28 protein-coding genes are annotated in these 26,001 nt (G+C 69.7%); 16 read left to right on the top strand and 12 right to left on the bottom strand.

Annotated features, from left to right (window positions below; all coding sequences use genetic code 11):
• Positions 1 to 4 precede the first annotated feature (4 nt).
• Positions 5 to 1,147, bottom strand: a complete 1,143-nt coding sequence (locus Q0C38_RS17300) for a pyridoxal-phosphate dependent enzyme (RefSeq protein WP_291298366.1) — start codon at positions 1,145 to 1,147, stop codon at positions 5 to 7.
• 67 nt (positions 1,148 to 1,214) lie between these two features.
• Here Q0C38_RS17300 and Q0C38_RS17295 point away from each other — a divergent pair, with 67 nt between their 5' ends.
• The gene (locus Q0C38_RS17295; RefSeq protein ID WP_291298365.1) at positions 1,215 to 2,315 is read left to right on the top strand and encodes a M20/M25/M40 family metallo-hydrolase; all 1,101 of its coding nucleotides are present in this window, start codon (positions 1,215 to 1,217) and stop codon (positions 2,313 to 2,315) included.
• Here the strand turns inward: Q0C38_RS17295 and Q0C38_RS17290 are convergent.
• The 4 genes from Q0C38_RS17290 to Q0C38_RS17275 all read right to left on the bottom strand — a co-directional run bounded on the left by Q0C38_RS17290 (position 2,310) and on the right by Q0C38_RS17275 (position 6,481).
• A complete protein-coding gene (locus tag Q0C38_RS17290; RefSeq protein WP_291298364.1) occupies positions 2,310 to 3,314 on the bottom strand; it encodes a magnesium transporter CorA family protein in 1,005 nt (334 codons plus the stop codon). The genes Q0C38_RS17295 and Q0C38_RS17290 overlap by 6 nt on opposite strands.
• Before the next feature lie 71 nt (positions 3,315 to 3,385).
• A complete protein-coding gene (locus Q0C38_RS17285) occupies positions 3,386 to 4,024 on the bottom strand; it encodes an exopolysaccharide biosynthesis protein (protein WP_291298363.1) in 639 nt (212 codons plus the stop codon).
• A gap of 10 nt (positions 4,025 to 4,034) precedes the next feature.
• Positions 4,035 to 6,011, bottom strand: a complete 1,977-nt coding sequence (locus tag Q0C38_RS17280) for a TRAP transporter fused permease subunit (RefSeq protein ID WP_291298362.1) — start codon at positions 6,009 to 6,011, stop codon at positions 4,035 to 4,037.
• A gap of 224 nt (positions 6,012 to 6,235) precedes the next feature.
• Positions 6,236 to 6,481: a twin-arginine translocase TatA/TatE family subunit gene (locus Q0C38_RS17275; protein WP_291298361.1), complete on the bottom strand. Its 246-nt coding sequence runs from the start codon at positions 6,479 to 6,481 to the stop codon at positions 6,236 to 6,238.
• A 322-nt stretch (positions 6,482 to 6,803) separates the two neighbouring features.
• Between Q0C38_RS17275 and Q0C38_RS17270 the strand changes: the two genes are divergently transcribed.
• The 8 genes from Q0C38_RS17270 to Q0C38_RS17235 all read left to right on the top strand — a co-directional run bounded on the left by Q0C38_RS17270 (position 6,804) and on the right by Q0C38_RS17235 (position 14,065).
• Complete coding sequence (locus tag Q0C38_RS17270) at positions 6,804 to 7,838, top strand: TerC family protein (RefSeq protein ID WP_291298360.1); 1,035 nt, start codon at positions 6,804 to 6,806, stop codon at positions 7,836 to 7,838.
• Positions 7,839 to 8,077: 239 nt separating this feature from the next.
• A complete protein-coding gene (gene coxB / locus Q0C38_RS17265) occupies positions 8,078 to 9,043 on the top strand; it encodes a cytochrome c oxidase subunit II (RefSeq protein WP_408870042.1) in 966 nt (321 codons plus the stop codon).
• Positions 9,044 to 9,102: 59 nt separating this feature from the next.
• Positions 9,103 to 10,695, top strand: a complete 1,593-nt coding sequence (gene ctaD / locus Q0C38_RS17260; RefSeq protein ID WP_291298358.1) for a cytochrome c oxidase subunit I — start codon at positions 9,103 to 9,105, stop codon at positions 10,693 to 10,695.
• 30 nt (positions 10,696 to 10,725) lie between these two features.
• Positions 10,726 to 11,697, top strand: coding sequence for a heme o synthase (locus tag Q0C38_RS17255; RefSeq protein ID WP_408870043.1), 972 nt, complete (start codon positions 10,726 to 10,728; stop codon positions 11,695 to 11,697).
• Positions 11,698 to 11,744: 47 nt separating this feature from the next.
• On the top strand, positions 11,745 to 12,038 hold the full coding sequence (locus Q0C38_RS17250) for a hypothetical protein (protein ID WP_291298356.1): 294 nt from the start codon (positions 11,745 to 11,747) through the stop codon (positions 12,036 to 12,038).
• A gap of 23 nt (positions 12,039 to 12,061) precedes the next feature.
• The gene (locus Q0C38_RS17245) at positions 12,062 to 12,622 is read left to right on the top strand and encodes a cytochrome c oxidase assembly protein (RefSeq protein ID WP_291298355.1); all 561 of its coding nucleotides are present in this window, start codon (positions 12,062 to 12,064) and stop codon (positions 12,620 to 12,622) included.
• Positions 12,623 to 12,703: 81 nt separating this feature from the next.
• The gene (locus tag Q0C38_RS17240) at positions 12,704 to 13,690 is read left to right on the top strand and encodes a tripartite tricarboxylate transporter substrate binding protein (protein ID WP_291298354.1); all 987 of its coding nucleotides are present in this window, start codon (positions 12,704 to 12,706) and stop codon (positions 13,688 to 13,690) included.
• Positions 13,691 to 13,864: 174 nt separating this feature from the next.
• The gene (locus Q0C38_RS17235; protein ID WP_291298353.1) at positions 13,865 to 14,065 is read left to right on the top strand and encodes a hypothetical protein; all 201 of its coding nucleotides are present in this window, start codon (positions 13,865 to 13,867) and stop codon (positions 14,063 to 14,065) included.
• 7 nt (positions 14,066 to 14,072) lie between these two features.
• On the opposite strand, the gene Q0C38_RS17230 is transcribed toward Q0C38_RS17235, so the two are convergent.
• Entirely contained in the window at positions 14,073 to 14,504 is a 432-nt protein-coding gene (locus Q0C38_RS17230) for a nucleoside deaminase (RefSeq protein WP_291298352.1), read from the bottom strand.
• Positions 14,505 to 14,583: 79 nt separating this feature from the next.
• On the opposite strand from Q0C38_RS17230, the gene Q0C38_RS17225 reads away from it, so the two are divergent.
• From Q0C38_RS17225 to Q0C38_RS17215, 3 genes are read left to right on the top strand one after another with little or no spacing between them, the layout of a single operon-like run.
• Positions 14,584 to 15,369 (top strand): pseudouridine synthase, encoded by a 786-nt coding sequence (locus Q0C38_RS17225; RefSeq protein ID WP_291298351.1) that lies wholly within the window; start codon positions 14,584 to 14,586, stop codon positions 15,367 to 15,369.
• Positions 15,370 to 15,385: 16 nt separating this feature from the next.
• Positions 15,386 to 15,952, top strand: a complete 567-nt coding sequence (gene rsmD / locus Q0C38_RS17220; protein WP_291298390.1) for a 16S rRNA (guanine(966)-N(2))-methyltransferase RsmD — start codon at positions 15,386 to 15,388, stop codon at positions 15,950 to 15,952.
• A 34-nt stretch (positions 15,953 to 15,986) separates the two neighbouring features.
• A complete protein-coding gene (locus Q0C38_RS17215) occupies positions 15,987 to 16,427 on the top strand; it encodes a hypothetical protein (RefSeq protein ID WP_291298350.1) in 441 nt (146 codons plus the stop codon).
• 3 nt (positions 16,428 to 16,430) lie between these two features.
• Here the strand turns inward: Q0C38_RS17215 and mutL are convergent, their stop codons facing one another.
• From mutL to Q0C38_RS17200, 3 genes are all read right to left on the bottom strand, one after another.
• Positions 16,431 to 18,161 carry a DNA mismatch repair endonuclease MutL gene (gene mutL, locus Q0C38_RS17210; protein WP_291298389.1) on the bottom strand — a complete coding sequence of 577 codons (1,731 nt, stop codon included), beginning with the start codon at positions 18,159 to 18,161 and terminating at the stop codon, positions 16,431 to 16,433.
• An 8-nt stretch (positions 18,162 to 18,169) separates the two neighbouring features.
• On the bottom strand, positions 18,170 to 19,828 hold the full coding sequence (gene pgi, locus Q0C38_RS17205; protein WP_291298349.1) for a glucose-6-phosphate isomerase: 1,659 nt from the start codon (positions 19,826 to 19,828) through the stop codon (positions 18,170 to 18,172).
• 76 nt (positions 19,829 to 19,904) lie between these two features.
• The gene (locus Q0C38_RS17200; RefSeq protein WP_291298348.1) at positions 19,905 to 20,312 is read right to left on the bottom strand and encodes a DUF4332 domain-containing protein; all 408 of its coding nucleotides are present in this window, start codon (positions 20,310 to 20,312) and stop codon (positions 19,905 to 19,907) included.
• 181 nt (positions 20,313 to 20,493) lie between these two features.
• Between Q0C38_RS17200 and Q0C38_RS17195 the strand changes: the two genes are divergently transcribed.
• Genes Q0C38_RS17195 through Q0C38_RS17185 form a run of 3 tightly spaced genes read left to right on the top strand, consistent with a single transcriptional unit; the run spans position 20,494 to position 23,467 of the window.
• A complete protein-coding gene (locus tag Q0C38_RS17195; protein WP_291298347.1) occupies positions 20,494 to 21,471 on the top strand; it encodes a tripartite tricarboxylate transporter substrate binding protein in 978 nt (325 codons plus the stop codon).
• A gap of 35 nt (positions 21,472 to 21,506) precedes the next feature.
• Entirely contained in the window at positions 21,507 to 21,962 is a 456-nt protein-coding gene (locus tag Q0C38_RS17190) for a tripartite tricarboxylate transporter TctB family protein (protein ID WP_291298346.1), read from the top strand.
• On the top strand, positions 21,962 to 23,467 hold the full coding sequence (locus Q0C38_RS17185) for a tripartite tricarboxylate transporter permease (protein WP_291298345.1): 1,506 nt from the start codon (positions 21,962 to 21,964) through the stop codon (positions 23,465 to 23,467). Before Q0C38_RS17190 ends, Q0C38_RS17185 begins: the two co-directional genes overlap by 1 nt.
• Positions 23,468 to 23,501: 34 nt before the next feature.
• Here the strand turns inward: Q0C38_RS17185 and Q0C38_RS17180 are convergent, their stop codons facing one another.
• Both Q0C38_RS17180 and Q0C38_RS17175 read right to left on the bottom strand, forming a co-directional pair.
• Positions 23,502 to 24,167, bottom strand: coding sequence for a DUF1109 domain-containing protein (locus tag Q0C38_RS17180; protein WP_291298344.1), 666 nt, complete (start codon positions 24,165 to 24,167; stop codon positions 23,502 to 23,504).
• Positions 24,168 to 24,180: 13 nt separating this feature from the next.
• Positions 24,181 to 24,747: a sigma-70 family RNA polymerase sigma factor gene (locus tag Q0C38_RS17175; protein ID WP_291298343.1), complete on the bottom strand. Its 567-nt coding sequence runs from the start codon at positions 24,745 to 24,747 to the stop codon at positions 24,181 to 24,183.
• Between the two features lie 150 nt (positions 24,748 to 24,897).
• Between Q0C38_RS17175 and Q0C38_RS17170 the strand changes: the two genes are divergently transcribed.
• Positions 24,898 to 25,164 (top strand): PepSY domain-containing protein, encoded by a 267-nt coding sequence (locus tag Q0C38_RS17170; RefSeq protein ID WP_291298342.1) that lies wholly within the window; start codon positions 24,898 to 24,900, stop codon positions 25,162 to 25,164.
• Positions 25,165 to 25,183: 19 nt separating this feature from the next.
• On the opposite strand, the gene Q0C38_RS17165 is transcribed toward Q0C38_RS17170, so the two are convergent.
• A complete protein-coding gene (locus Q0C38_RS17165; protein WP_408870041.1) occupies positions 25,184 to 25,975 on the bottom strand; it encodes an amino acid ABC transporter ATP-binding protein in 792 nt (263 codons plus the stop codon).
• Positions 25,976 to 26,001 lie beyond the last annotated feature (26 nt).

Here is a 26,001-nt window from a genome sequence, read left to right as displayed (position 1 = left end):
CGGTTCAGATCTCCATGCCCATGAGCGCGCCGATGCGCGCCGTGGCCTTCAGCCCCGTGCCGGTGAGCACGAGGATCGTGGTCTCGCCAGGCCTGATCGTTCCGTCAGCGATAAGGTTGGCCAATGCCGCGGCGGCCGTCGCACAGGTCGGCTCGACATAGATGCCGCTGCGCGCGAGCGAGAATAAAGCTGCCTCGATCTCGGCTTCCGTCACCGTCACCGCCGCCCCGCCCGAGCGGCGGATCGCACCCAGCACCTCGGCCAGCCTGATCGGTTGCGCGATCGCGGTGCCTTCCGCGATGGTCGGTGCGATCGTGCAGGGAACGGGCGTGTCGCTGCCGGCGGCGAAGGCCGCGGCGATCGGCCCGACATTCGCCGGCTGCACCGCGAAGAGGCGCGGCAGCCGCGCGATTCCGCCGGCGCGCAGCAATTCGCCGAAGCCCAGGTCGCAGCCGAGCACGTTCGAGCCCGCGCCGCAGGGGATGATCACGTTGTCCGGCGCGCGGAAGCCGAGATCCTCCCAGAGCTCGTAGGCGAGCGTCTTGGTGCCGTGGAGGAAGAACGGGTGCCAGTTGTGGCTCGCGTAGAAGACCGTTTCCGCCTTCGCGAGTGCTGCATCCGCACAATCCTGCCGCGTGCCCGGAACGAGTTCGATCGCGGCTCCCGCTGCCTTCATCTGCACGATCTTGGCCGGGCTGGTCGAGGCCGGCACCATGATGGTCGCTGCCATCCCGCCCGCCGCCGCATAGGCCGCGATCGCAGCACCTCCGTTGCCGGAACTGTCCTCCAGCACAGCCGTCACGCCCTGCGCCCGCAGGCCGGACAGCATCACCGACGCACCACGGTCCTTGAAGCTACCGGTGGGTGCGAACCATTCGAGCTTGAGGTGAACCTCCGCCCCGCCGATCCGGCGCGGGATCAGCGGCGTGCAGCCCTCGCCCATCGTGATCGGCGCCACCTCCGGGCCGAAGGGCAACGCCGCGCGGTAGCGCCAGAGGCTGCGCGTCGCCTGGTCGATGTCGGCGCGGGCGAGGCCCGGCAGGTCGGTGAGCATCAGGGGCGCGCCATCGTCGCCGCGCCAGCGGGCGTGGTCGAGCGGCCAGATGCGTCCCGAGCGGGGATCGAGATAGGAGGGGGGATGGTTCATGCGCGGGCAGGCTTGCCCAAGCAGCGCCGGCTTGCAAGGCTGCACCCGGCAGGCACGGGAACCCACCATGACAGACGTCATCTCGCTGGCGCGCGACCTCGTCGCGCTCGACAGCCGCTCATCGCTCTCGAACATCGGGGTGGCCGACCGCATCGAGGCGGAGCTGGCCGGCTTCGAGGTCGAGCGACTCGACTTCATCGACCCAGCGGGCGTTGCCAAGCGTGCGCTCGTCGCCCATCGCGGGCCGATGCGCCCGGGGGCGGCGTTCAGCGCGCACATGGACACGGTTCCGGGGACGGGCTGGACGACAGACCCGTGGACGCCGGATGTCGCCGCCGGGTCGCTGATCGGGCTTGGCGCCTGCGACATGAAGGGGCCGCTCGCGGCCAGCCTGGTCGCGGCGAAGGCAGCACCCGAGGGGCTGCCGGTCACGCTGCTCTACACCTTCGACGAGGAGACGACGAAGGCAGGCGCGCGGCTGATCGCGACCGACAGCGCTCTCGTCCGCAAGGTGGTGCCGAAGGGGATCGTGGTGGTCGAGCCGTCCGGCATGCAATGCGTCCGCGGCCATCGCGTGCATGTGCAGTTCACCGCCACGGCCACCGGTATCCAGGCGCATTCATCGACCGGCAAGGGGCTGAACGGCAACCTCGCCCTGGTGCGGTTCCTGCACGCCATCCTGCCCGTGCATGACCGGCTGCGCACCGACCCCACCTGGCAGGATGAGGCGTATGACCCGCCCTTCAGCGACTTCAACATCACGATCGACAACCACGGCACGGCCGTGAACGTGACGGTGGCGCGGGCGACCGCGCGCATCAAGTTCCGCTACTCCCGCAAGGTTGACCCGATGCCCATCGTCACGGCCGTGCGCGCGGCCGCCGAGGAGGCGGGCATCGCGCTCGAGGAGGCGTGGGAGGGGGCGCCACCGGAACTCGCGCCCGACCATCCGCTCGTCGCTGCCGCCGTGGCGTCGACGGGGCTGCCGGCGAAAACCGCGCCCTACGGCACCGATGCGTCGGAGCTCCAGGCGATCGCACCCTGCATCGTGCTGGGCCCGGGCGATGTCGGGCAGGCGCACAAGCCGGGCGAGGGCATTCCGTTGGCCGAGCTCGAGGCCGCTCCCGCGCAGCTTCTTGCGCTCGCCGAACGCGTCGCCGCGCTATAGCCAACCTTTCCGGCGGAAGAACCACAGCGGCGCGATTGCCGAGGCGAGCATGAGGCCGAGCGCGAACGGGTAGCCCGCCACCCATTCCAGTTCCGGCATCACCTGGAAATTCATGCCGTAGATGCTGGCCACCAGCGTCGGCGGCATGAAGATGACGGCGACGACCGAGAACGTCTTGATGATCGCGTTCTGCTCGATGTTGATGATGCCGAGCACGGCATCGAGCAGGAACGTCGCCTTCTCGTTCAGGAACTTGCCGTGGTCCATCAGGCTGCGCACGTCGCGCGTGAGCGTCTTCACCCGGGTCTTGTTCTCCTTCCGGATGCAGGCATCCTTCTCCGCCGCGATGAAGGCGAGGATGCGCGAGAGCCCGAGCAGCGTGTCCGACGTGCGCGAGGTGATCTCGCCGACCTGGCCGAGCGCGATCAGCGCATCCTTCAGGACGTCGTTCTTGCGTGAGGCGCGGTCCTGGCTCTTCGCCGCCTTGAACGCTGCCTGGCTGGTGCGGTCCATGTCGGCGCCGACGCGCTCGAGGATATCGGCGAGCCTGTCCACCACCTGTTCGAACAGGCCGAGCATCACGCCATCGGGTGTCGAGGCGAGGTGCGGATTCTTGGCGGCGCGCGCGGCGAACACGCCGAATGCCTTGGGCGTTGCGTACCTCACCGTGACCAATGCCGTGGGCGTCAGCACGAAGGTGATGGCGGCGGAGCCGATCTCGCCCGTATCGATGCCGTAGAGGAACGGGGCTGTCATGAACAGCACGTCGCCCTCGCGGTAGAGGCGCGAGGAGGCCTCGATCTCCTGCATCTCCTCGCGCGTCGGCACCTCTACGCCGATCAGTTGCTCGACCAGCCGCTCCTCCTGGAGCGTCGGCTGCAGCAGGTCGATCCAGATCGGCAGCGCCCCCTCGCCCCGCGGCGCGTCGGGGCCGAGCAGCTGCGGCAGCGCGTCGCCCACGCGCATCTGGCCGCCCTCGATCCTGTAGGTCGTGATCATCCCGACCGATCTCCCACCCGCCGGCGCCCTGGGTCAAGCAGCAAAGCCGCCGCGTTGTTGACGCTTGGGCGTCACAGGAACGAGACGACAGCCTTCCCGAGCCCGACCAGCAGCGCGACGATGGCAATGTCGATCACGATCGCCGCGATCATCGCCGCGATGGCGGCGAGGAACATGCGTCGATCGGCCTCCACCAGGGCCATCGCGGTCAGGATGATGGCGACGGCGGGCGCCGGGTTGCCGAACGGGATCGGCAGGGCGAGCAGGATGGCGTTGAGCGTCAGCAGGATGGCCGCCGCGATCTCGACGGCGCGGCTCGGCAGCGTGAGCGTGCCGGGCTTCGTGATGCGCTCGATTCGGGCGAGCCAGGGCTGGGCGCGCAGCATCACCGCCTCCAGCGTCGCGCGCGGAAAGCTGCGCTCGCGGATCAGGCGCGGCAGCACCGGTTCCGGGTAGCCGGCGAGCATCATGAGCGAAAGCAGGATGATCGGTGTGCCGAGGATGCCGGACACGCCGGGCATCGGCACGGGGATCAGGTTCGGCAGCGCGAGTGCCAGGATCAGCAGGCCGTAGCCGCGATCACCCAGCGCCGCGAGAAGGTCGCCGATGGTGATGCGCTCGGCCGGCCAGGCGCGGGCAAGGTCGAGCAGCAGTTCCGAGGCGCGCCGCCGTGGCGGACGACCTGGCGCACCAGGCCCCTGGCCGTGCATCGCGCCGGCGTCAGCCGGCCACGGCAGCGCGCCCGGCAGCCCGCCGCTGCCAGAGATAGAGGCCGGCCCCGAGCGCGACGCCCAGGAGGTCCGTCACGCCCTCAGGCACGATGCACAGCACCGCCGCCACGCCCGCCAGCAGCCGGAGCGGCAAGGCGAGCCTGCCGGCCATATATCCCTCCGTGGCGAAGGCGAGCAGCACGACACCAAGCGCCGCCGTGGCAAAGGCCTGCAGGATCTCGATCAACGGCCCCTGGGCGAGCAGCACCGGGTTGAGGAAGAACATGTAGGGCACGAGGAAGGTCGCCATGCCGAATTTCAGCGCCTTCAGGCTGGTGCCCCAGAGACTTCCTCGCGCCAGGCCGGCCGCTGCGAACGAGGCGAGCGCGACCGGCGGCGTGATGGCCGAGAGCACCGCGTAGTAGAAGATGAACATGTGCGCGACGAGCGGAGGCACGCCCATGCGGATCAGCCCAGGTGCCACCACCGCGGCGGCGATGGCGTAGGCCGCCGTGGTCGGCACGCCCATGCCGAGGATCAGGGCCACGACCGCGGCGAAGGTCATGGCCAGCAGGGGAATGTCGCCGCCGAGCGCGAGCAGGATCGAGGCGAAGCGGCCGCCGATGCCGGTCAGGCCGATCACACCGGCGACGATGCCGGCCGTGGCGCAGACGGCGATCAGCTGCAGCGCCTCGCGCGCGCCGATCGCAAGCGCATCGGCGATCGCCTGGACGAGTTGGCCTGCGGCGCCGGCCAGGGCACCGAACGGGTTCTGCCGCTGCACCACGAGGCGATGCAGCAGGAACGTCACGGCCATGATCACGAGGGTCGCTGCGATGCCGAGGCCGGCCGCGCGGAACGGCGAGTAGCCCGAGAGCAGCACGACGATGAGGATGACGAGCGGCGAGAACAGGTAGAGGCGCTTCAGCAGCGGCAGCAGCGGCGGCAGCTCGTCGCGCGGCAGGCCGCGCAGCTTCGCCTTCAGCGCATGCAGGTCAGCGTGGGTATAGCAGGCGAGGTAGTAGAGCAGCGCCGGAATGATCCCGGCGATCAGGATCTCCTGGTAGGGGCGACCGAGCACCTCGGCCATGATGAATGCCCCCGCACCCATCACGGGTGGGGCGATCTGCCCGCCCGTCGAGGCGGTCGCCTCGACCGCGCCGGCGGTGTCGGCGTCGTAGCCGGCGCGCTTCATCATCGGGATGGTGAAGGTGCCGGAGGCGACCACGTTCGCCACCGAGCTTCCCGAGACCGTGCCGAACATGAACGACGAGATGACCGCGACCTTCGCCGGCCCGCCGCGTGCCCAGCCGACGAGGGACATCGCGAGGTCGTTGAAGTAGTCGCCCGCCTTCGAGGTCTGCAGGAAGGCGGCGAAGGTGACGAACATGATGATGAACGTCGCCGACACCGAGGTGGTGATGCCGAAGATGCCTTCGGTGCCGGCGATGAAGTTCACCGCCTCGCGCCAGGGAACGCCACGGTGGAAGAGCGCGCCGGGGAGCCAGGGGCCGACGAAGATGTAGGCCATGAACACGCACGCGATGATGGGCATCGCGAGGCCGGCCGTGCGCCGCGTGAACTCGAGCAGCAGCAGGATCGCGGCGAGGCCGACCACCGTGTCGCGGTTGTTCGGCCCCATGAAGGACCGCATCTCGATGCCGTCGGAATCGAGCGCGAAGTGGAATATCACGGCGATCGAGGCCGCCATCATCAGCCAGTCGTACCAGGCGATCCGGTCTAGCCGCGTGCGGGTGCTGGCCGCGAAGGTGGCGAGCCCGATCGCGGCGCCGGCAAATACATGGATGGCGCGCGCGATCAGCGGGTCCACTGGCGCGACGAGCAGCGTCCAGAGATGGAAGCCGACGAAGATGATGCCGAACCAGCGAAGCGCGATGCCGATGGGACCCGACAATGTGCGACGGCTCGAGGCGAACTCCATGTCCTCGATGCGCGCTGCCTCTTCGGCACTGATGGTGTCGTGCACCGGCCCGCCGCTACCGCCATGCGGCACGCGAGCAGGCCCCCCGCCTTCGGACGTCTCGCTCCTCATCCGCCCCCCTTGCAGCGCTTGCCCGGATCTTCTGTCCCGGCATTCGCGGCGGCGCACGATGACGCGTGCGCCGCTACCCTATGTTCACCTGAGGCAGATTAGGAGCGGAACCTGCCGTTGCGCAACGCAGCCGGCAGCCTGCCTTCGCCGAGGCTGCTTCAGCCGCGCGGGGCGGAGGACGTCTCGGTCGTGCGGGCCGTTGCCTGCGCGTCCGGGCCCGCGATGCTGCCGGCCGGCTTCTGCTCGGCCGTGCCCTCGGGCTTCTCGTCTTCCTTGATGTTCTGCTTGAAGGACTTGATGCCCTTCGCCAGGTCGCCCATCAGGCCGCTGATCTTGCCGCTGCCGAACAGCAGCAGGATGACCAGAAGCACCACGAGCCAGTGCCAGATGCTGAAGGATCCCATGGTGCCTGCGTCCGTCCCGCGCGTTTGTTCCGGTGACCGGGTCGCCCCGGCCTGTCCCTGATGTGGGGGGGACACTAACGCAAAGGAACCCCCCGGCAAAGTGCATCTCCAGTCCGATGCGGGGGTTGCATCGGGCCCGGCCTTTCGTTACGTCCCGCTGCTTGGGTCCGGGCCCCTCTGGCGGGAGGGTCCGGTACGGCCGCACTGCGCCCAGGCCGTTCCCGGCAACCGCGATGTCGGACCTTCTGGCGGGGGCCCCGTGCCGTGGGGCAGTCCCCGCTTTTGGTCATATGGCGTTGCGGCGCTGTCGTGGAGGCTCTTCGTGTCGGCACCGTTGTGGTTCTGGATCGCATTCAACGCGTTCATCCTGCTTTTGCTGCTGCTCGACCTCGGCGTCCTGACCAAGCGCGATCGGCCCATCCCGGTGAAGGAGGCGCTGTACCGCTCCGGCGCATTCTTCATCCTCGCCATGATCTTCGCCGCCGGCGTGTTCGCCTTCTATGGCGAGACGCCCGAGGAACGCAGCCGGAAGGGGTTCGAGTTCCTGACCGGCTACCTGATCGAGTGGTCGCTCTCGGTCGACAACATCTTCGTCTTCGTCCTGATCTTCAGCCATTTCCAGGTGCCGGCGCAGGTGCAGCACAGGGTGCTGTTCTGGGGCATCGTCGGTGCGCTGGTGATGCGCGGCACGCTGATCCTCGTCGGCTCGGCCCTGATCAACAATTTCCAGTGGATCATGCTGCTGTTCGGCGCGTTCCTGATCTTCAGCGGCTACAAGATGCTGAAGGCCGTGGATGCCGAGCCTGACCTCGACAACAATCGCCTGCTTGTTTGGATGAAGTCGAAGTACCGGGTGACCGAAACCTACGAGAAGGACCACTTCTTTGTCCGCCGCGACGGCGTCTTGTTCATGACCCCGCTCGCACTGGTACTGATCCTGATCGAGACGACCGATCTCGTCTTCGCGCTCGACAGCATTCCGGCGATCTTCGCCATCACGTCCGACCCGTTCATCGTCTACACGGCCAACGTCTTCGCGATCCTCGGCCTGCGCGCCATGTACTTCGCGCTCGCCGGCGTCATCCACCGGTTCCACTACCTCAAGTACGGTCTGTCGATCGTGCTCATGGTCGTCGGCGTGAAGATGATCGGCAACTACATCTGGAAGGCGAATGGCTGGGGCGAGAAGTTCCTGCCGGTCGAGGTGGCACTCGGCATCACCGCGGCGCTGATCGGCGGCTCGATCATCCTGAGCCTGGTCAAGACCGCCGAGGAAGGGCCGATGGTGCGAGCCAAGCACGCCTGGCAGGGCTGGGTGCCGTTTTCCGGCGGCAAGAAAAAGCAGGGCGACGGCTGAACGAAGGCTGAGAGACGGGTGATCCGGGATTCGTCCCGGCGGGTGCAGCATTGGCGGCGGGCCGAGGCGACAAGCTTCCGGCCCGTCGTCACGTCAGGGCCGTCTCCGCACCGTATCGGATGCTTGACCCCGGCCTGCGTTCGCGCGAGACATCGCGCCGTCCTTTGCGGTGCAGCACACGCCCTGGCTGTGCGGCGCGCGGCCGGAGGACACGTGAACCGGTTCGAACAGGTCAGACAATGCTTGTTGCGACGATTTGCCGCCGCGTGACGTCAGCTTTCTCAAAGGGATTTGGCGCGGTGGCGCTGGCCGGGCTGGGCGTCGGCGCCCTCGCCCTGGCGACATTGCCCGCCAAAGCCAACCAGATCGGCGAGCCTGTGCCCTGGGGCATGGGTCTCCAGGCCGCGGCGAGCCCGGTGAAGGAACGCATCGAGAGCCTGCACGACATGGTGCTCGTGATCATCACGCTGATCACGATCTTCGTGCTGGCGCTGCTCGCCTACGCCGTCATGCGCTTCAGCGCGGCGCGGAACCCGAATCCGTCCCGGACCAGCCACAACACCCTGCTCGAGGTGGCGTGGACGGTGATCCCGGTGCTCATCCTCGTGGTCATCGCCGTGCCGTCGTTCCGGCTGCTCTACTTCCAGGACCGCGCCCGCGAGCCCGAGATGACTGTGAAGGTCACGGCCTTCCAGTGGGCCTGGGAATATGAGTACCCGGACCATGACGGCCTCAAGTTCGAGAGCTACATGGTGCCGACCGAGAACCTCCAGCCTGGCCAGCGCCGCCTGCTCGACGTCGACAACGAGCTGGTCGTGCCCGTGGGCAAGGAAGTCCGCGTGCTGGTCACGTCGCGCGACGTGATCCACAGCCTGTTCGTGCCCGCCCTCGGCATCCAGAAATATGGCATTCCGGGCAGGACACTCGAGACCTGGTTCAAGATCGACCGCCCTGGCGTATACTATGGCCAGTGCAACCAGATCTGCGGCGTGAACCACGCCTACATGCCGATCGTGGTGCGGGCGGTTCCCGAGGCCGAGTTCACGGCCTGGGTCGCCGAGGCGAAGCGGCGCTTCGCCAACGACGCGACGCAGCCCGCCGAACCGCGGATCGCCGGGGCGGAAGGACCAGGTCGGGGAGGGCAGGCTGACGAGGCGCGCGGCGTGCAGCTTGCGGCCGGCGCAAACGACAACATTTCGCGTTAGTGATCGCGGCGGGCCCGGCTGGCCTGCTGACTGAACGGACAGGGCGGAACGGAGCGGACATGGCCAACGCCGACGCGCATGCGCATGACCACCATGACCACAAGCCCGGCTTCGTGGCGCGGTGGCTCTACAGCACCAACCACAAGGACATCGGCACCCTCTACCTGATCTTCTCCGTCATTGCCGCGTTCATCGGCGCGGGGATGTCGGTGCTGATGCGGCTCGAGCTGCACAACCCCGGCATGCAGTATTTCGCCGATGGCCAGATGTGGAACGTGGTCGTCACGGCGCACGGCCTCATCATGGTGTTCTTCGTGGTCATGCCCGCGCTGATCGGCGGGTTCGGCAACTGGTTCGTGCCGATCATGATCGGCGCGCCCGACATGGCCTTCCCGCGCCTGAACAACATCTCGTTCTGGCTGCTCGTTCCGGCCTTCTTCCTGCTGCTCGGCTCCGCCTTCGTCGGCCAGGGGGCCGGCACGGGCTGGACGATCTATCCGCCGCTGTCGAACTCGACCTTCCAGTCGGGCCCGGCGATGGACATGGCGATCTTCTCGCTGCACTTGGCCGGCGCGTCATCGATCCTGGGCGCGATCAACTTCATCACCACGATCCTGAACATGCGCGCGCCAGGCATGACGCTGCACCGCATGCCGCTTTTCGTGTGGTCGATGCTGGTGACGGCGTTCCTGCTGCTGCTCGCCGTGCCCGTGCTCGGCGGCGCGATCACCATGCTGCTGACCGACCGCAACTTCGGCACGGCCTTCTTCGATGCGGCGGGCGGCGGCGACCCGGTGCTGTTCCAGCACCTGTTCTGGTTCTTCGGCCACCCCGAAGTCTACATCATGATCCTGCCGGGCTTCGGCATCATCTCCCACATCATCGCGACGTTCAGCCGCAAGCCGGTGTTCGGCTATCTCGGCATGGCCTACGCCATGGTCGCGATCGGCGTGGTCGGGTTCGTGGTGTGGGCGCACCACATGTACACATCCGGCATGTCGGTCGACACCCGCGCCTACTTCATGGCAGCGACGATGGTCATCGCGGTGCCGACGGGCATCAAGATCTTCTCCTGGATCGCGACGATGTGGGGCGGCTCGATCCGGATGGAGCTGCCGATGATGTGGGCCGTGGCCTTCATCTTCCTGTTCACCGTCGGTGGCGTGACGGGCGTGGTGCTCGCCAATGCCGGTCTCGATACGGTGCTGCACAACACCTACTACGTGGTTGCGCATTTCCACTACGTGCTGTCACTTGGTGCGCTGTACACGATCTTTGCTGGCTTCTACTACTGGATCGGCAAGATGTCGGGCCGCCAGTACCCCGAGTTCTGGGGCAAGGTGCATTTCTGGACGACGTTCGTCGGCGTGAACCTGACGTTCTTCCCGATGCATTTCCTCGGGCTGCAGGGCATGCCCCGCCGCTACCCCGACTATCCGGACGCGTTCTGGGGCTGGAACATGCTCGCGTCGTGGGGCAGCTACCTGACCTTCGCCTCGTCGATCGTGTTCCTCTACGTCGTCTACAGGACCTTCGCCTCGAAGGAGGAGGTCGCGCCGAACTACTGGGGCGAGGGGGCGACCACGCTCGAGTGGACGCTGACGAGCCCGCCGCCCTTCCATGCCTTCGAGGAGCTGCCGCGCATCCGCTGAGGCGGGTGCGGGGGCCCTGCCATGGCAAACCTGGCTGACGCGGGGGCGCGCGCTAAGGCGCTGGGCGAGGGCGACGAGAGGTTCGATCCCCTCGTCGGCTCCCTGCCCGGTGACTGGCTCACCCTGCTGAAGCCGCGGGTGATGACGCTGGTCGTCTTCACCGCCCTGGTCGGGCTCATCGTGGCCCCCGTGCCGATGGACCCGGTGCTTGGTTTCGCCGCGATCCTCGCGATCACGATTGGCGCCGGGGCGTCGGGTGCGATCAACATGTGGTACGACCGCGACATCGATGCGGTGATGCGGCGCACCGCCACGCGGCCGATCCCGGCTGGCCGCATCAGCGCCGATGCGGCGCTGGGCTACGGCATCACGCTCGCGGTGTTCTCCGTCCTGCTCATGGGGCTTGCCTCGAACTGGGTGGCGGCGGGCATCCTCGCGCTGTCGATCGGCTTCTATGTGTTCGTCTACACGATGTGGCTGAAGCGGCGCACGCCGCAGAACATCGTGATCGGCGGTGCCGCCGGCGCATTCCCGCCGGTGATCGGCTGGGCCGCGGCGACGGGGTCGGTCGAGGCAGCGCCGCTCGTGCTCTTCGCGATCATCTTCTTCTGGACGCCGCCGCATTTCTGGGCGCTGTCGCTGTTCGCCCATGCCGACTATGCCCGGGCCGGCGTGCCGATGCTGCCCGTGGTCGCCGGCGCCCGCGAGACGCGGCGCCAGGTGATGATCTACACGCTGCTGCTCGTGCCGCTGACGCTCGTGCCTGTCGCGATGGGTTTCGCCTCCTGGTTGTACGGGGCTGCGGCGCTGCTGCTCGGGCTCAACTTCCTCCGTCATGCCCGCGCCGTGCTCGGCGAGGTGCAGGACGAGGCGGGGGTCAGCCTTGTGAAGGACGCTGCCGCAAAGGCGATGTTCCGCTTCTCCATCACCTACCTGTTCGCCCTGTTCGGGGTGCTGGCGATCGAGCGGATCCTCGTAAACGCCGCCATCCTGCCCATCTGATGGTGATGGCGACGCACGAGACCGCTGGTTCCCAGACTTCCCGGCCCGTGCGACGCGCCGCCGGGCCGGCAGACCCGCAGGCCGCCCGCCGCGGCCCCGACCTTACGCGCGAGCAGACGGCAACGCTCCGCGCGCGGCAGAAAAGCCGCAACCGCGTCATGCTCGCCGTGCTGCTCGGCCTCATCGTGCTGTTCTTCGCGTTGACCATCAGCCGCATGTCTCAGGTGAGCGACCCGCAGGCGCTGACGCGGCCCGGCGCGCTCGGGCCTGCCGGCGGCAACGCGGTTCCTCCCATGCCGACGCAGGGAGGGGCGCCATCCGCAACCGCACCGTCGCGCTGAGCCTCGCTGGCGTTGTCGCCGGCATGGTCGGGCTCTCGTTCGCCGCCGTCCCGCTCTATGACCTGTTCTGCCGTGTCACCGGCTTCGGCGGCACGCCGATGATCAACGCGAACGTTCCCGCTACCCAGGATGCCCGGACGATCCGCGTCGAGTTCGTCGCCAATGTCCAGTCCGGGATGCCGTGGACGTTCCGGCCGGCGCAGCGTGCCGTGACGCTGCACGGGGCGGAGGAGGGGCTCGCCTTCTATACCGCCCGCAACGACTCGCCGGGGCCCGTGACGGGCATCAGCACCTACAACGTGACACCCGAGAAGGCGGCGCCCTTCTTCAACAAGATCGCCTGCTTCTGCTTCACCGAGCAGACGCTCCAGCCAGGCCAGCAGGTCGAGATGCCGCTCGCCTTCTGGATCGACCCCAAGATGTTCGACAACCCCAATACGCGCGACCTTCGCGTCATCACGATCAGCTACAGCTTCTTCCGCTCGGCCCACGATGCCGAGAAGGCGGGAGCGATGGCCTCGGCCGGCCCGCATGTCGGCGGCTTTACGCCGAACACCGCACCTGGACCCTCCAGGACGCGCTGAGGCGCTTGCGGCGGCAGGTTCGCTGCCGCCACACTCCTGCATGACGCCAGGCAGAGACCCAGGCGCGACGGGAGGATACCGATGACCGCATTCCGCACCACACGCCGTGCTGCGCTCATGGGCGCCGGCGCGCTGCTTGCCGCGCCTGCAGCGTTCGCCCCCGCGACGCTGCGGGCCGCCACCTTCCCCGACCGCCCGATCCGCCTCATCTGCCCGTGGACGGCCGGCGGATCGACCGACCTGCAGATGCGCAGCCTCGCCGAAGCCGCCGGCAAGCTGCTCGGCCAGCCCATGGTGGTGGAGAACCGCCCCGGTGCCGGTGGCACGCTTGGGGCGACGCATCTGTTGCAGGCGCGGCCTGACGGCTACACCCTGGCGCAGATGCCGATCAGCGTCTTCCGCTTCCCCTCGATGCAGGCGACCCCAGGCTGGAACCCGCTGACCGATTTCACCTATGTCAGCCATATCACCGGCTATCTGTTCGGCATCGTCGTCCGCGCCGACAGCCCGTTCGCCACCTTCCCCGAGATGATGGCCTGGGCGAAGGCGAACCCGGGCAAGCTCACCTATGGCACGCCGGGGGTGGGCACCTCGCTGCACATCACGATGGAGCAACTGGCCCAGAAGGTCGGCGTCGAGTTCCTGCACGTACCCTTCCGCGGCGTGGCCGAGAACCAGACAGCCCTGCTCGCCGGCACGGTGATGGCGACGGCCGACAGCTCCGGCTGGGCGCAGCTGGTGAAGGACGGACGGTTGCGCCTCCTCGTCACCTGGGGGGCGGAGCGGGCGCGGAACTTCCCCGACACGCCGACGCTGAAGGAGCTCGGCTACGAGATCGTCTCAGCCTCGCCCTACGGGTTCGCCGGGCCGAAGGGGATGGCCCCGGCCGTGGTGAAGGTGCTGGACGACGCCTTCCGCCGGGCGATCGACGATCCTGCCCACGCAGCGATCCTCGCGCGGTTCGACATGTCCCCCTGGTATCTCGACAGCGCCGCCTACACGGCTTTCGCCGCGAAGCAGAACGAGGAGGAATCGGCTATGGTGCGGCGGCTGGGGCTGAAGCTGTAGCCACTTCGCGGCATACGGGAAGCGAACGCAACGACTTCCCGTAATCTGCGTCAAATTCGGGGATGACTCGCCTACTGTAACATGCCTGACACGCAACGTTCGCGCTCCTCCACAGGGCACGCCATCGTCTAGACACCCCGGCAACGACAACCCCGCATCCCCGGAGTCTTTGCCATGCGATCGTCCGAGCGCATCGTGATGTTCATCCACGACCCCACGGGCACAGCCGAGCCCGTTCCCTGCGTGCGCACCCTGGCCCTGCTCGCGACGCAGGCGCCGACCATCTGGCCTGACCGCAAGGGTCCTGGCCGCACCCTCATCTACGAGATCGACCAGCGCGACATCGCGAACGACGTGCTGCGCAAGGCAAGCTGAGCCAGGCTCATCGCCGCGCGGCGAAGAAGTCCCTGAGCAGCGCTGCGGCCTCCCCCTCCGCCACCCCGCCCACGATCTCCGGGCGGTGGTGGCAGGTGGGATGCGAGAACACGCGCGGCCCATGCTCGACGCCGCCGCCCTTCGGGTCATAGGCGCCGAACACCAGCCGGCGGACGCGGAACAGCGCGATCGCCGCGGCGCACATCGGGCAGGGCTCCAGCGTCACCACGAGGTCGCAATCGGGCAGGCGCGGCTCACCCCTGAGCGTCGCGGCGGCGCGAAGGGCCAGGATCTCGGCATGCGCCGTCGGGTCCGACAGCTCCTCGACGCGGTTTCCGGCAGCGGCGAGCACTCGGCCGTCGGGCCCGAGCACGACCGCGCCCACCGGCACCTCGCCGCGCGAGGCCGCCGCCCTCGCCTCGGCCAGGGCTCGCTGCATCGGCGTCTCGTGCGCTCCGTCCATCCGCGCTACATCACATCCATGATGGAAACAGGCAACCGATGAGGAAGGCAGGGCCATGAGGCGGGCCGGCACCACGCCGAAAGGTGCTGCCGACGGCACGGCGGGCGACCGGGTTGCGAAATGGCTCGCCCGCGCGGGCGTGGCCAGCCGCCGCGACGCCGAGCGGATGATCGCCGAGGGGCGGATCGCCATCAACGGCCGCAAGCTCGCAGACCCGGCCGTGCTGGTCGAGCCGGGCGACACCGTGACGGTCGACCGTGTTCCGGTCGACCCGCCGGGCCGCGCGCGGCTCTGGCGCTACCACAAGCCGAAGGGGCTGCTCGTCACCGCCCGCGACCCGGAGGGCCGCCCGACCGTGTTCGAGAAGATGCCCGAGGACATGCCGCGGGTCGTCTCCGTCGGCCGGCTCGACATGGGCTCGGAGGGGCTGCTCCTGCTGACGACGGATGGCGGGCTGGCGCGGCAGCTCGAGCATCCGGAGAATGCCTGGGTGCGCCGCTACCGCATCCGCGTCCACGGGCGCCCCGACCTCGCCTCCCTCGCCGCGCTGGGCAAGGGCATCACGATCGAGGGCATCCGCTACGGCCCGATCGAGGCAGGTCTCGATGCCGTCAAGAACGAGGCCTCCTGGCTCACCGTCTCCCTGCGCGAGGGCAAGAACCGCGAGGTGCGGCGGGTGTTCGAGCATCTCGACCTGCCCGTGCTGCGGCTGATCCGCGTCGCCTATGGGCCGTTCCAGCTCGGCCTGCTGCCGCGCGGGCAGGTGGAGGAGGTGCCGCCCAAGGTGCTGCGCGAGCAGCTTGGCCTGGCCGCGCCGAAGCGCGTCCATCCAAAGGCTTGAGCGTGAGGATTGCCCTCTGAGAATCGTGGGCGGCGCCTGGCGCGGCCGACGCCTGGCCACCCCCGCCGGCGAGGCGACGCGCCCGACCGCTGACCGCGCCCGCCAGGCGATCTTCGACGTGCTGCTGCATGCCCCGTTCGCCGGCCGCGCGGCAGTGCTCGACGCGCATGTGCTCGATGGCTTCGCCGGCACCGGGGCGATGGGGCTCGAGGCGCTGTCGCGCGGCGCGGCATCGGCTGTCTTCATGGAACAGGCGCGCGCGGCCGTTGCCACGCTCAGGTCCAACATCGCCGCCTGCCGGGCGGAGGGGCGAACCCAGGTGTTGACCGTCGACGTGCTGGCCCCGCCTCGTGCCGACCGGCCCGCGACGCTCGTGTTCCTCGACCCGCCCTACCGCCACGGGCTCGTCCCGCGCGCGCTTGCTGCCCTCGGTGCCGCAGGCTGGATCGCCCCGGGCGCCCTCGTGGTCGCCGAGGTCGGGGCAGAGGACGGCCTGCCCGACATGGCGGGATATGCGTGCTGCGATGAGCGACGCTACGGCGCGGCACACGTGCTGTTCCTTCGTGCCGAAGGCGGCGGTTAAGGCCGCGTCAATCCGTGGTCGTCATGATCGGGTGATGCGCGATTGCCTCTACGAAGTGCTGCTGCATGCCGAGATCCCGACCCGCGTCGGGGCGAAGGGGCGGTGGTATCTCGGCTCCGCCCACCCCGACCTGGCCGGGGCGGAGGCATCCTATCGCGCGCTCGAGGCTGATTTCCCCTCGCCCAAGGTCACGGTCGCGATGGTGCGGTCGGAGCATGAGCCGCGCACCGGGCTGTTCGTCGACCGCATCGTGAAGGCGCGCGGCCTCGTGCCGATGATCGCGCGCAAGTCGATGGAGCGTCTCGACCCCGCCACGCGCGAGGCGATCGCCAACGCCACCGCGCCGCCGAAGCCGGAGGTGGTGCTGCCGCCAGCGGCCGCTGCGGTGGCGGCCTCGCGCGGCGGCGGCTGGCTCTGGATCGGCTGCGTCGCAGCGACCGTCGGGCTGTTCGCCGCGATCACCGTCGGCCGGTAGCATCTACCGTCGGCCGAACAACCGTTCCAGGTCGGCCTTCGCGAGCCTGATCCAGGTCGGACGGCCGTGGCTGCATGTGCCGCTGCCCGGTGACGTCTCGATCGCGCGCAGCAGCGCATCCATCTCCGCCGGTGCCAGCCTTCGCCCCGCGCGGATCGAGCCGTGGCAGGCCATGCGCGCCAGCACGGCATCGAGCCTCAGGGTCAGCGCCGTCGTCTCGTCCTCCGCCAGCTCGTCGGCGATGTCGCGGACGAGGGGAGCGGGGTCAGCCCCGGCCAGCGCGGCTGGGAGGGCACGCACCAGCACCGCGCCCTCGCCGAACGCCTCGACAGCAAGGCCGAGTGCGGCGAGTTCGCCCGCCCGCGCCACGACGCGCGCGGCCGAGACGCCGTCGAGCTCGACCACCGCCGGCACGAGAAGCGCCTGCGACGGCACGGCGCCTGACGCGCGGGCGGCCTTCAACGCCTCATGCGCCAGACGCTCCGCGGCAGCGTGCTGGTCGACCAGGATCATCGCGCCATCGGCCGTCTCGGCAACGATGTAGGTGGCGAGAAGCTGCGCCCGGGCGGCGCCGAGGGGGTGGTCTGCCGCTGCCGGCGCGGGCGCGCTGACGGCCGCGCGCGGCGGGGCGATCAGGGGAAGGCCCATCAGCGGTGGGGGGGGCGCCTCGGCGAGCGCGCCCATCGGCCCCATCGGCGCGAGGCGGAGCGGGGCGGCGGCAACGGGGGCGGAGACGGCGCCGCCAAGCGCGGTGCGGATCGCGGCGATGACGAAGCCGCGCACGGCATCGGCATCCCGGAACCGTACTTCCGTCTTGGCGGGGTGAACGTTCACGTCGACCAGCGGGGCGGGAAGCTCCAGGAACAGGGCGGCCACCGGGTGCCGCCCGCGCTCGATCGCCTCGGCATAGGCGACGCGGAGTGCGGTGCGCAGCAGCCTGTCGGTCACCGGCCTGCCGTTGACCACGAGGTGCTGCTCGGCGGGCGTCGCGCGCGTCAGGCTCGGCGGGCCGACGAGGCCCGACAGCCGCATCGGCCCACGCTCGGCGGCCAGCGTGATGGCATGGGACGCGAACTCCCCCCCGAGCAGCCGGCCAGCCCGCGCCTCCATCGTCGCCGGGCCGAGCGAGAGAACCTCGCGGCCATCGACGGTGGCATGGAACGCGACGCCGGGGTGGGCGAGCGCCAGGCGCCGGAGGGCAGCGATGGCGGCATCGGCCTCGGCGCGCGGGCCGCGGAGGAACTTCAGGCGGGCGGGAGCGGCGAAGAACAGCTCGCGCACCGTCACCCGCGTGCCGGGGCTTGCGGGTGCCGGCCGGGCCTCGCCCTTCGCACCGCCGGTGACGGTGATGGCAGCACCCTCCGTGGCACCCTGTCGGCGCGAGACGATCTCGAGCCGCGCGACGGCGCCGATCGAGGGCAGCGCCTCACCCCGGAAGCCGAGGGTGGCGATCTCGATCAGCCGCTCGTCGGCGAGCTTGGAGGTGGCGTGGCGCTCGACCGCCAGCGCGAGGTCAGCGGGCTCGATCCCGGCGCCATCATCCTCGACCGTGATGCGCTCGATCCCGCCGCCTTCGATCGTGACCGCGATGCGGCTCGCCCCGGCATCGAGAGCGTTCTCGACCAGTTCCTTCACCACCGCCGCCGGACGCTCCACCACCTCGCCCGCGGCGATCCTGTCCGCTACTGCGGAGGGCAGTAGCCTGACACGCGAGACAGGGCGGGAGGGCAGCATGCCGTCCATCAGTGTGTGGATCCGGCACCAAGCTGGCGCAGCGCAGCGACCAGGCCGGCGGTCGAGGCATCGAGGCCTGCGGTCGCGCCGCTCTCGAGCGCGGTCAGCGTGCCGGCGGCCAACGTCTTGCCGAGCTCGACGCCCCATTGGTCGAACGCGTTGATGCCCCAGATGGCGGCCTGCACCGCCACCTTGTGTTCGTAGAGGGCGAGCAGGGCGCCGAGGGTTTCCGGGGTGAGCCGGGGCAGGACGATGCCGATGCTCGGCCTGTCGCCAGGGAAGTGGCGATGCGGGGCAAGGCGTGCTGCCTCGTCCGCCGCCATGCCGGCGGCCAGCATCGCCTTCTCCTGCTCCGCCCCGGACCGGCCGAGCGCGAGCGCTGCCCCTTGGGCGAGACCGTGGGCGAGCAGGATGCGGTGGTTGGCGGCGAGCGCATGTTCGGGCTGGGCGACCATGATGATGTCGGCCGGCACGATCGCCGGCCCCTGGTGAATGAGCTGCATGAAGCTGTGCTGCGAATTGGTCCCCGGCTCGCCGAACACCACCGGCGCGGTGGGGTAGGTGACGGGGCGGCCCGCGGCGTCCACCTGCTTGCCGTTGCTCTCCATCTCCAGCTGCTGCAGCCAGGCCGGGAGCCTGGCGAGGCGCTGGTCATACGGCAGGCAGGCGTACGACGCGTGGCCGCGGAACGTGGCGTGCCAGGTATGGGCGAGGCCGAGCAGGATGGGCAGGTTCTCGGCCGGAGTGGCGGAGAGTGCGTGGCGGTCCATCGCCCATGCGCCGGCGAGCAGCCCGGCGAAGGCCTCCCACCCGCGCGCGAGCGCGATCCCGAGGCCGATCGGGCTCCAGAGGCTGAACCGGCCGCCCACCCAGTCGCGGAAGCCGAAGGTCTGCGCCGCCGTTGCGCCGAAGGCAGCGACCGCGCGGGCATTGGTGGAGAGGGCCGCGACATGCGTGGCGATCGCCCCCTCGCCGAGCGCTGCGACGAGCCAGGCCCGCGCAACGGCGGCGTTGGCCATCGTCTCCTGCGTCGTGAAGGTCTTGGACGCGATGAGCACGAGCGTGCGGGCCGGGTCGAGCGTCGCGAGAACGGGGGCGAGCGCGTGGCCATCGACATTCGAGACGAAGCGCACATCCATGCGCGGCTGCAGCGATTGCAGCGCCTCGGTGGCCATCGCAGGCCCGAGATCGGACCCGCCGATGCCGATATTCAGCACCGCCGAGAAGGGCGCGCCCGTCGCACCCCGCAGCCGGCCCTCGTGGATCGCGGCGACGAAGGCGCGCATCCGGGCCAGCTCGGCATGCACCAGCGCGGAGGCATCCTCCCACCCGTCGCCGACACGCGCCCGGAACCCGCCATCCTTCGGCGCACGCAGCGCGATGTGCAGCGCCGCGCGCCCCTCGGTGGCGTTGGCGATCTCGCCTTGCGCCATCGCCGCGAGCTTCCCCGGAACGTCGGCTGCCGCGGCAAGGTCGAGCAGGGCGGCGAGCGTCGCCTCGTCGAGGGACGTGCGCGACAGGTCGAGGAGGAGGCCGGCGCCGGCGCGGGAGAGGCGGGCGAAGCGGTTCGGGTCAGCCCCGATGCGGTCGCGGATCGCGCCGGCATCCGGCCGTGCGGCAAGAGCGGCGAGGGCGGCCCAGGCGTCGGTGGCGGTGATGGGGGGCATGGGCGACTCCGGGGTGTGGAGGCGGATGGTTCCCCTCCCGCCGCCCCTGGTCAATCGCCCGCCCCCGTTCGCCTGTTCAATAGCTGAGGATGCGGGGCAGGGCGCGGGCCTCGGCGATGAAGCGGGCGCATTGCGCCTCGCCCGGCACGTGTCGGACCAGCTTCCGCTTGTCGTTCGCCGCCTGCAGCGCCTCGGCCAGTTCTGCGGCGCGGCGGCGCTTCAGGCCCGGCAGCGTATCGATGCCGGCGGCCTCGAGCAGGTCGCCGATCTCCTCCGAGATGCCTTTCACGCGCATCAGGTCGGCCCGGTTGGCCCATTTCAGGATGAGCGCCTCGCTGACGCCGGTCCTGCCGGCGATCGCTGCACGACCCTTCGGGCGCGCGGCCGCCTCGAGCAGGTCATCGGTCGTGGCAAGCCCGGCTTCGCCCAGCCGGGCGGCGAGCTTCGGGCCAATGCCCTCGATCCTGGCCAGACGATATGCCATCGCGTGATGCCCCGGAACGCTGCTGTTGCAATGTGAGCACGAAACGGCTCCGGAATGGAACGATCCTGTGCCCGGTGGGTTGCACCCCGCCAGACGGAAGGGGGTGGCGGCTTCGGACAGTGGATGGCAGGCTCCGTCGCCGGGACAGGCGGGCAGCGCCTGACGAAGTGGGGAGGACCGCATGATCCGTATCGCAGCAACGACGCTCGCTGTCGCACTCGCGCTCGCGCCGATGCGCGCCGAGGCGCAATTCCAGCCGACCAACCCTGAATGCATCGCCGGGGCCGGGCCCGGCGGCGGGTTCGACCTCACCTGCCGCCTGCTCGGGCGGATGCTGAACGAGAACGGCATCGTCACCGCCCCGATGCGCACGACGAACATGCCAGGCGGCATCGGCGCGGTCGCGATGAACCACATCCAGGCCCAGCGGCGGGCCGATCCGAACACCGTCGTCGCCGTCTCGACCGGGAGCTTCCTCAACCTCGCCACCGGCAAGTTCGGCCGCTGGACCGAGAACGACGTGCGCTGGATCGGCGCGATCGGGGCCGATTTCGGTGTCATCGTCGTGCGCAAGGACAGCCCGTTCCAGACGCTGGCCGACCTCGTCGCTGCGCTGAAGGCCAACCCTGGCGCGGTGCCGATGGGCGCTGGCGGCACGGTCGGCAGCCAGGACTGGATGAAGGCAGCGCTGATCGCCCGCGCGGCAGGCGTCAACCCGCGCACGATGCGCTACGTGCCTTATGACGGCGGCGGCGGGGCGATGGCCGCACTGCTCGGCGGCCATATCCAGGTGTTCCCGGGCGATGCGTCCGAGGTGAAGGGCCAGCTTGCGGCCGGCGAGGTGCGCGTGCTGGCCACCCTCTCGCCCGACCGCCTGCCGGCCCCCTTCGCCGCCGTGCCAACGGCGAAGGAACAGGGCCTCGACGTCGAGTGGGCGATCATCCGCGGCGTCTACATGGCGCCGGCAGCACCGGACGAGGCCTACAATTTCTGGGTCGAGGCGCTGCGCAAGCTCAGCGCCAGCCCGAACTGGCCGGCGGCGCGCGACGGCCAGGGCCTGTTCGCGTTCGACAGCTTCGGGGCGGAATTTACCACGCTGGTGAAGGCGCGCGTGGCGACAATGCGTGAGCTCTCGAAGGAAATGGGCCTGATCCAGTAGCAGCCTGACGCGGGCACCGGCGCGGGGGTGGGGCGATGGCGCCGAGGGGCAACACCGATCGCGTGCTGGGCGTGGCGCTTGCCGCGCTCGGCCTCGCGGCCATCGTGGCGGCGCAGATGATCGATGTGCGCTTCCTCGGCGACCCGGTGGGGCCGAAGCCGTTCCCCACCGTCGCGGGTGCGGTGCTGTTCGTCTGCGGCGTCATCGTCGGCCTCCGCCCCGGCCCGCCCGTCGACTGGCCGAGCCCCGCGCGGCTGGGTGCGATCGCCGCGGCCGCCGGCGCGCTCGCGCTCTACGCCCTCGGCATGCGGCCACTCGGCTTCGTGCTGGCGACTGCGATCACGGTGGCGATCGCGGCGAAGGTGTTCGGCGCGCGGCTGATCCCCGCCGGGCTCCTCGGCATCGGCTTTGGCACAGCCCTCTACCTGCTGTTCGACCGCGTGCTGGAGATCCCCCTGCCCAAGGGCCTGCTGGCCGGGCTGTTCGGCTGATGGAGGCGTTTGGTCTCCTCGGGGCTGGGTTCGCCACCGCTCTCTCGCCGCTGAACCTCGCACTCGCGGTCGCCGGCGCCTTTACCGGGACGGTCGTCGGCGCCCTGCCCGGCATCGGGCCGGTGAACGCGATCGCGCTGCTGCTGCCGCTCGTCTACGCCCTGAAGCTTCCCGCCACCTCCGCGCTGATCCTGATGGCAGCGACGTATTACGGTGGCGGCTATGGCGGGCGGATCGCGGCGATCCTGCTGAACGTGCCGGGCGACCCGTCATCCGTCATGACGACGCTCGACGGCTACCCGATGGCCCGCCGCGGCGAGGGGGCGAGGGCGCTCGCCATCACCGCGATCGGCTCCTTCGTCGGCGGCACCGGCGCGGTGATCATGCTCACCATCGCGGCACCCACCATTGCGCGCGCCGGCCTCGCCTTCGGCCCGGCGGAATACGTCGCGCTGATCGTGCTGGCCATCGCCGCCGCGGCCGGCATCGGCGGCGGGTCAGCCGCCAAGGCGCTGGCGGCGGGCGCGATCGGGCTTCTGATCGCCACCGTCGGCGTCGACAGCGGAACGGGGATCGAGCGCTTCACCTTCGGCGTGCTCGAATTCCTCGACGGGGTGGATTTCACCGTCGTCGTCATCGGCCTGTTCGCGGTGGCCGAGGTGCTGGAACTGCTCGAGCGCCGCGGCGGGGCGTTCGACAGCGTGCCTGATGTCTCCCGCGGCGGGCTGCGGCTTGCCGACATTCTCTACACATTCCCGACGATGCTGCGCAGTGCCGCCTCCGGCTTCGTCATCGGCGTGCTGCCGGGGGCGGGTGCCACGCTCGCCACCCCGCTCGCCTACGCGATGGAACGGCGCATCGCCGGGCCTTCCGGTACGTTCGGGAAGGGCGACATCCGCGGCGTCGCCGCACCGGAGACGGCCGACAACGCCTCGCATGCCGGCTCGATGATCCCGATGCTCGCCCTCGGCATCCCCGGCTCTGCCACCACCGCGGTGATGATGGGCGCGCTGATGCTGTACGACATCACGCCGGGCCCGCTTCTGTTCCGCGACAATGCGCCGCTGGTGTGGGGCCTCATCGCATCGATGTACGTCGCCAACGTCGTGCTGCTGGTGCTGAACCTGCCGCTCATCCGCTTCTTCGTGCGGATGCTGCTCATCCCGCCCTGGGTGCTCTACCCGCTGGTGATCGCGCTCGCCTTCGCCGGCGTGTGGGCGGTGAACAACTCGGTGCTCGACCTGCTGCTCGCGACCTTCTTCGGCGTCGCGGGCTGGGCGGCGCGCAAGGCGGGCATGCCGCTGGTGCCGCTGCTGCTCGGCATGGTGCTGGGGCGGATGCTCGAGGACAACGTGCGCCGGGCGATGGCGCTGTCGGACGGCGATCTCTGGATCCTCGTCTCGAGCCCTCTCTCGGCCGTGCTCTGGGTCGCGGCCGTCGGCGTGCTGCTGTGGCCGGCGGTGGCGGGCGCCTTGCGGGCGCGGCGGGGTCAGGCCGCGGCCTGATCAGGCTGCGGGCTGAATCAGGCTGCGGGCTGAATCAGGCCTCTGCCTGAACCAGCGCACTCTGCCGCGCCAGGGTGCGCCCGCCAACGACCCCGCCGATCGCAGTGGCGATCGCGACCGCGCCGACATGCCAGATCAGCACCATCACCGCAGCGTCGAGATAGTGCACGATCGAGAGTCCGACGGAGGCCAGCATGGCGATGGAGAGAACGCCTATGGCCATCGTCGGGCCCGGGCGGATCGGCCCGGCATGGCGGAGGGCCACCAGCAGGGCACCACCCATCGGCAGCGACAGTCCGAGGATGAATCCAAGGCAGCCGAAGGACGTGCCGAGCGCGATGCCATCGGGACCGAGGCGGACGAAATCCACGACGCACCCCCAGCCGAGCGTGCCGACCCAGAGGACGAGGCTGGGCAGTGGCAGCAGTGCCCAGCGATCCGACCGGTCGGGCAGAGTCAGGTGGAAGGCAGAGATCGCGGCGAGAACGGCGGTGATGGCAGCCATCGCCATCTGCGCTGCCTCCCATGGTTGCGCGAGGCGCTGGGCCAGGTCATCGCGCGGCCCGGAAACCGCGACGATCGCGGCAATCACGGCCACGCTGAAGCCGAGCCAAAGGGCAGCGCGCACCATGGGTGGGCGAAGCCGCTTCACCGGCCCCATTTCCCGGGCCATGGCAGAGACCAGGTCGTCGGTCTTCACCCGTCGCATCTCCTCATTCACCGCCGAGTTTTCGGCGCAGCGCGCCGATCGCCCGGTGGGTTGCCACCTTCAGCGCGGTCACGGAACTTCCCGTCTGTGCCGAGGCCTCCGCCAGGGAGAGTTCCTGGAGTTTCAGGAGCTCGATCGCCTGGCGCTGCCCCGCCGGAAGCTCCGCGACAGCGGCGCGGATCTCGCGCGCAACAAGCCGCGCTTCCCCTTCATTCGTCATGGAGCCGGGCAAGGTTTCGCTCAAAACGTCATCGAGCTCGATTTCCCGTGCCCCCCGCCGGCCGGTGACCCGGGCGCGGTCGAGCGCGCGACGCTCGGCGATCGCGGCAAGCCAGGGGCGGATCGGGCGCGTCGGGTCGTAGGTGGCGCGGATCTGGTGGATGGTCAGCAGCGCATCCTGGACCGCATCCTCGACATCGGCCTCGCCGCGCAACCGCCTCCGCGCGACCGAGCGGAGGAAGGGCACGCACTCCCGCAGCAGCCGCTCATAGGCGCGCCGGTCGCCATCCTGGGCGGCTGCCATGAGCCGGCCCCAGGTGTCGTCGCGGGATTCTGCTGTGTCGTCGGCCATCAGGTCACGGGCGTGCGGAATAAGGGCGCGGGCGGCGCGTTGTCCAGCCGCAGGGTGCACCGCCACGGCAGGGCCAACATCGCGTCACGGTGCCACCATTGCAGTGCGGCAGCCTCGCTGGCAATCGCTCAACGACCGGGAGACCATATGATGGCCGTCATCCTGCGCCTTGCTGCCCTCGCCGCCCTGCTTGCGCTTCCGGTCCCGGCGCAGGCCGAGGACGATTGCCGTGGCATGCCGATTTCTGCCGCCCAGGCCATCGCGATCGCCGCGACCGTCGGGCTCCTGCACGTCAAGGACGTCGATTGCGACGACGATGAGTGGGAGGTCGAAGGCTGGCACGTGGACGGGCGCGAGATGGAGGTCGAGATCAGCGCGCGGACGGGGCGGATCCTCGAGGTCGAGTTCGACGACTGAGGCTCCGCCCACCTTTGTGTCAGTGCCCGCGCAGGATCTGGCTCAGGAACATCTTGAGGCGGTCCGACCGCGGGTTGTCGAAGAACTCCTTGGGCGGCCCGACCTCGACGATCTCGCCGCGGTCCATGAACACCACGCGGTCGGCCACCTTCTGGGCGAAGCCCATCTCATGGGTGACGACCACCATCGTCATGCCGCTCTCGGCGAGCTCGACCATCACGTCGAGCACTTCCTTGATCATCTCGGGGTCCAGCGCCGAGGTCGGCTCGTCGAACAGCATGATCTTCGGCCTCATGCAGAGGGCGCGGGCAATCGCCACGCGCTGCTGCTGGCCGCCCGAGAGCTGGCCCGGGTATTTCGCGGCCTGCTCGGGGATCTTGACGCGGCCGAGATACATCATCGCGAGTTCCTCGGCCTCCTTCTTGGGCATCTTGCGCACCCAGATCGGGGCGAGCGTGAGGTTCTCGAGGATGGTCAGGTGCGGAAACAGGTTGAACGACTGGAAAACCATGCCGACCTCGCGGCGGATGGCGTCGATGTTGCGGAGATCGCCCGTCAACTCGATGCCATCGACCGTGATGGTGCCTTCCTGGTGTACCTCGAGCCGGTTGATGCAGCGGATCATCGTCGACTTGCCCGACCCCGAGGGGCCGCAGACCACGACGCGCTCGCCTTCCTTCACGGTCAGCGTCACGTCGCGCAGCACGTGCAGCGCGCCGAACCACTTGTTGACGCGGTCGAGCTCGATCATCGGCTTCGCCGCGGCGAGTTCCGCCGCATGATCGTTCGCCGCTACGGCCACTTGCTGCATGTGGGTGTCTTTCCTCTCGTCCGGTG

Source organism: Elioraea sp. (genome assembly GCF_022842375.1).
GTDB lineage: Bacteria > Pseudomonadota > Alphaproteobacteria > Acetobacterales > Acetobacteraceae > Elioraea_A.
The sequence above is the reverse complement of the archived record's forward strand: the minus strand, read 5'-3'. Positions and strand labels throughout refer to the sequence as shown.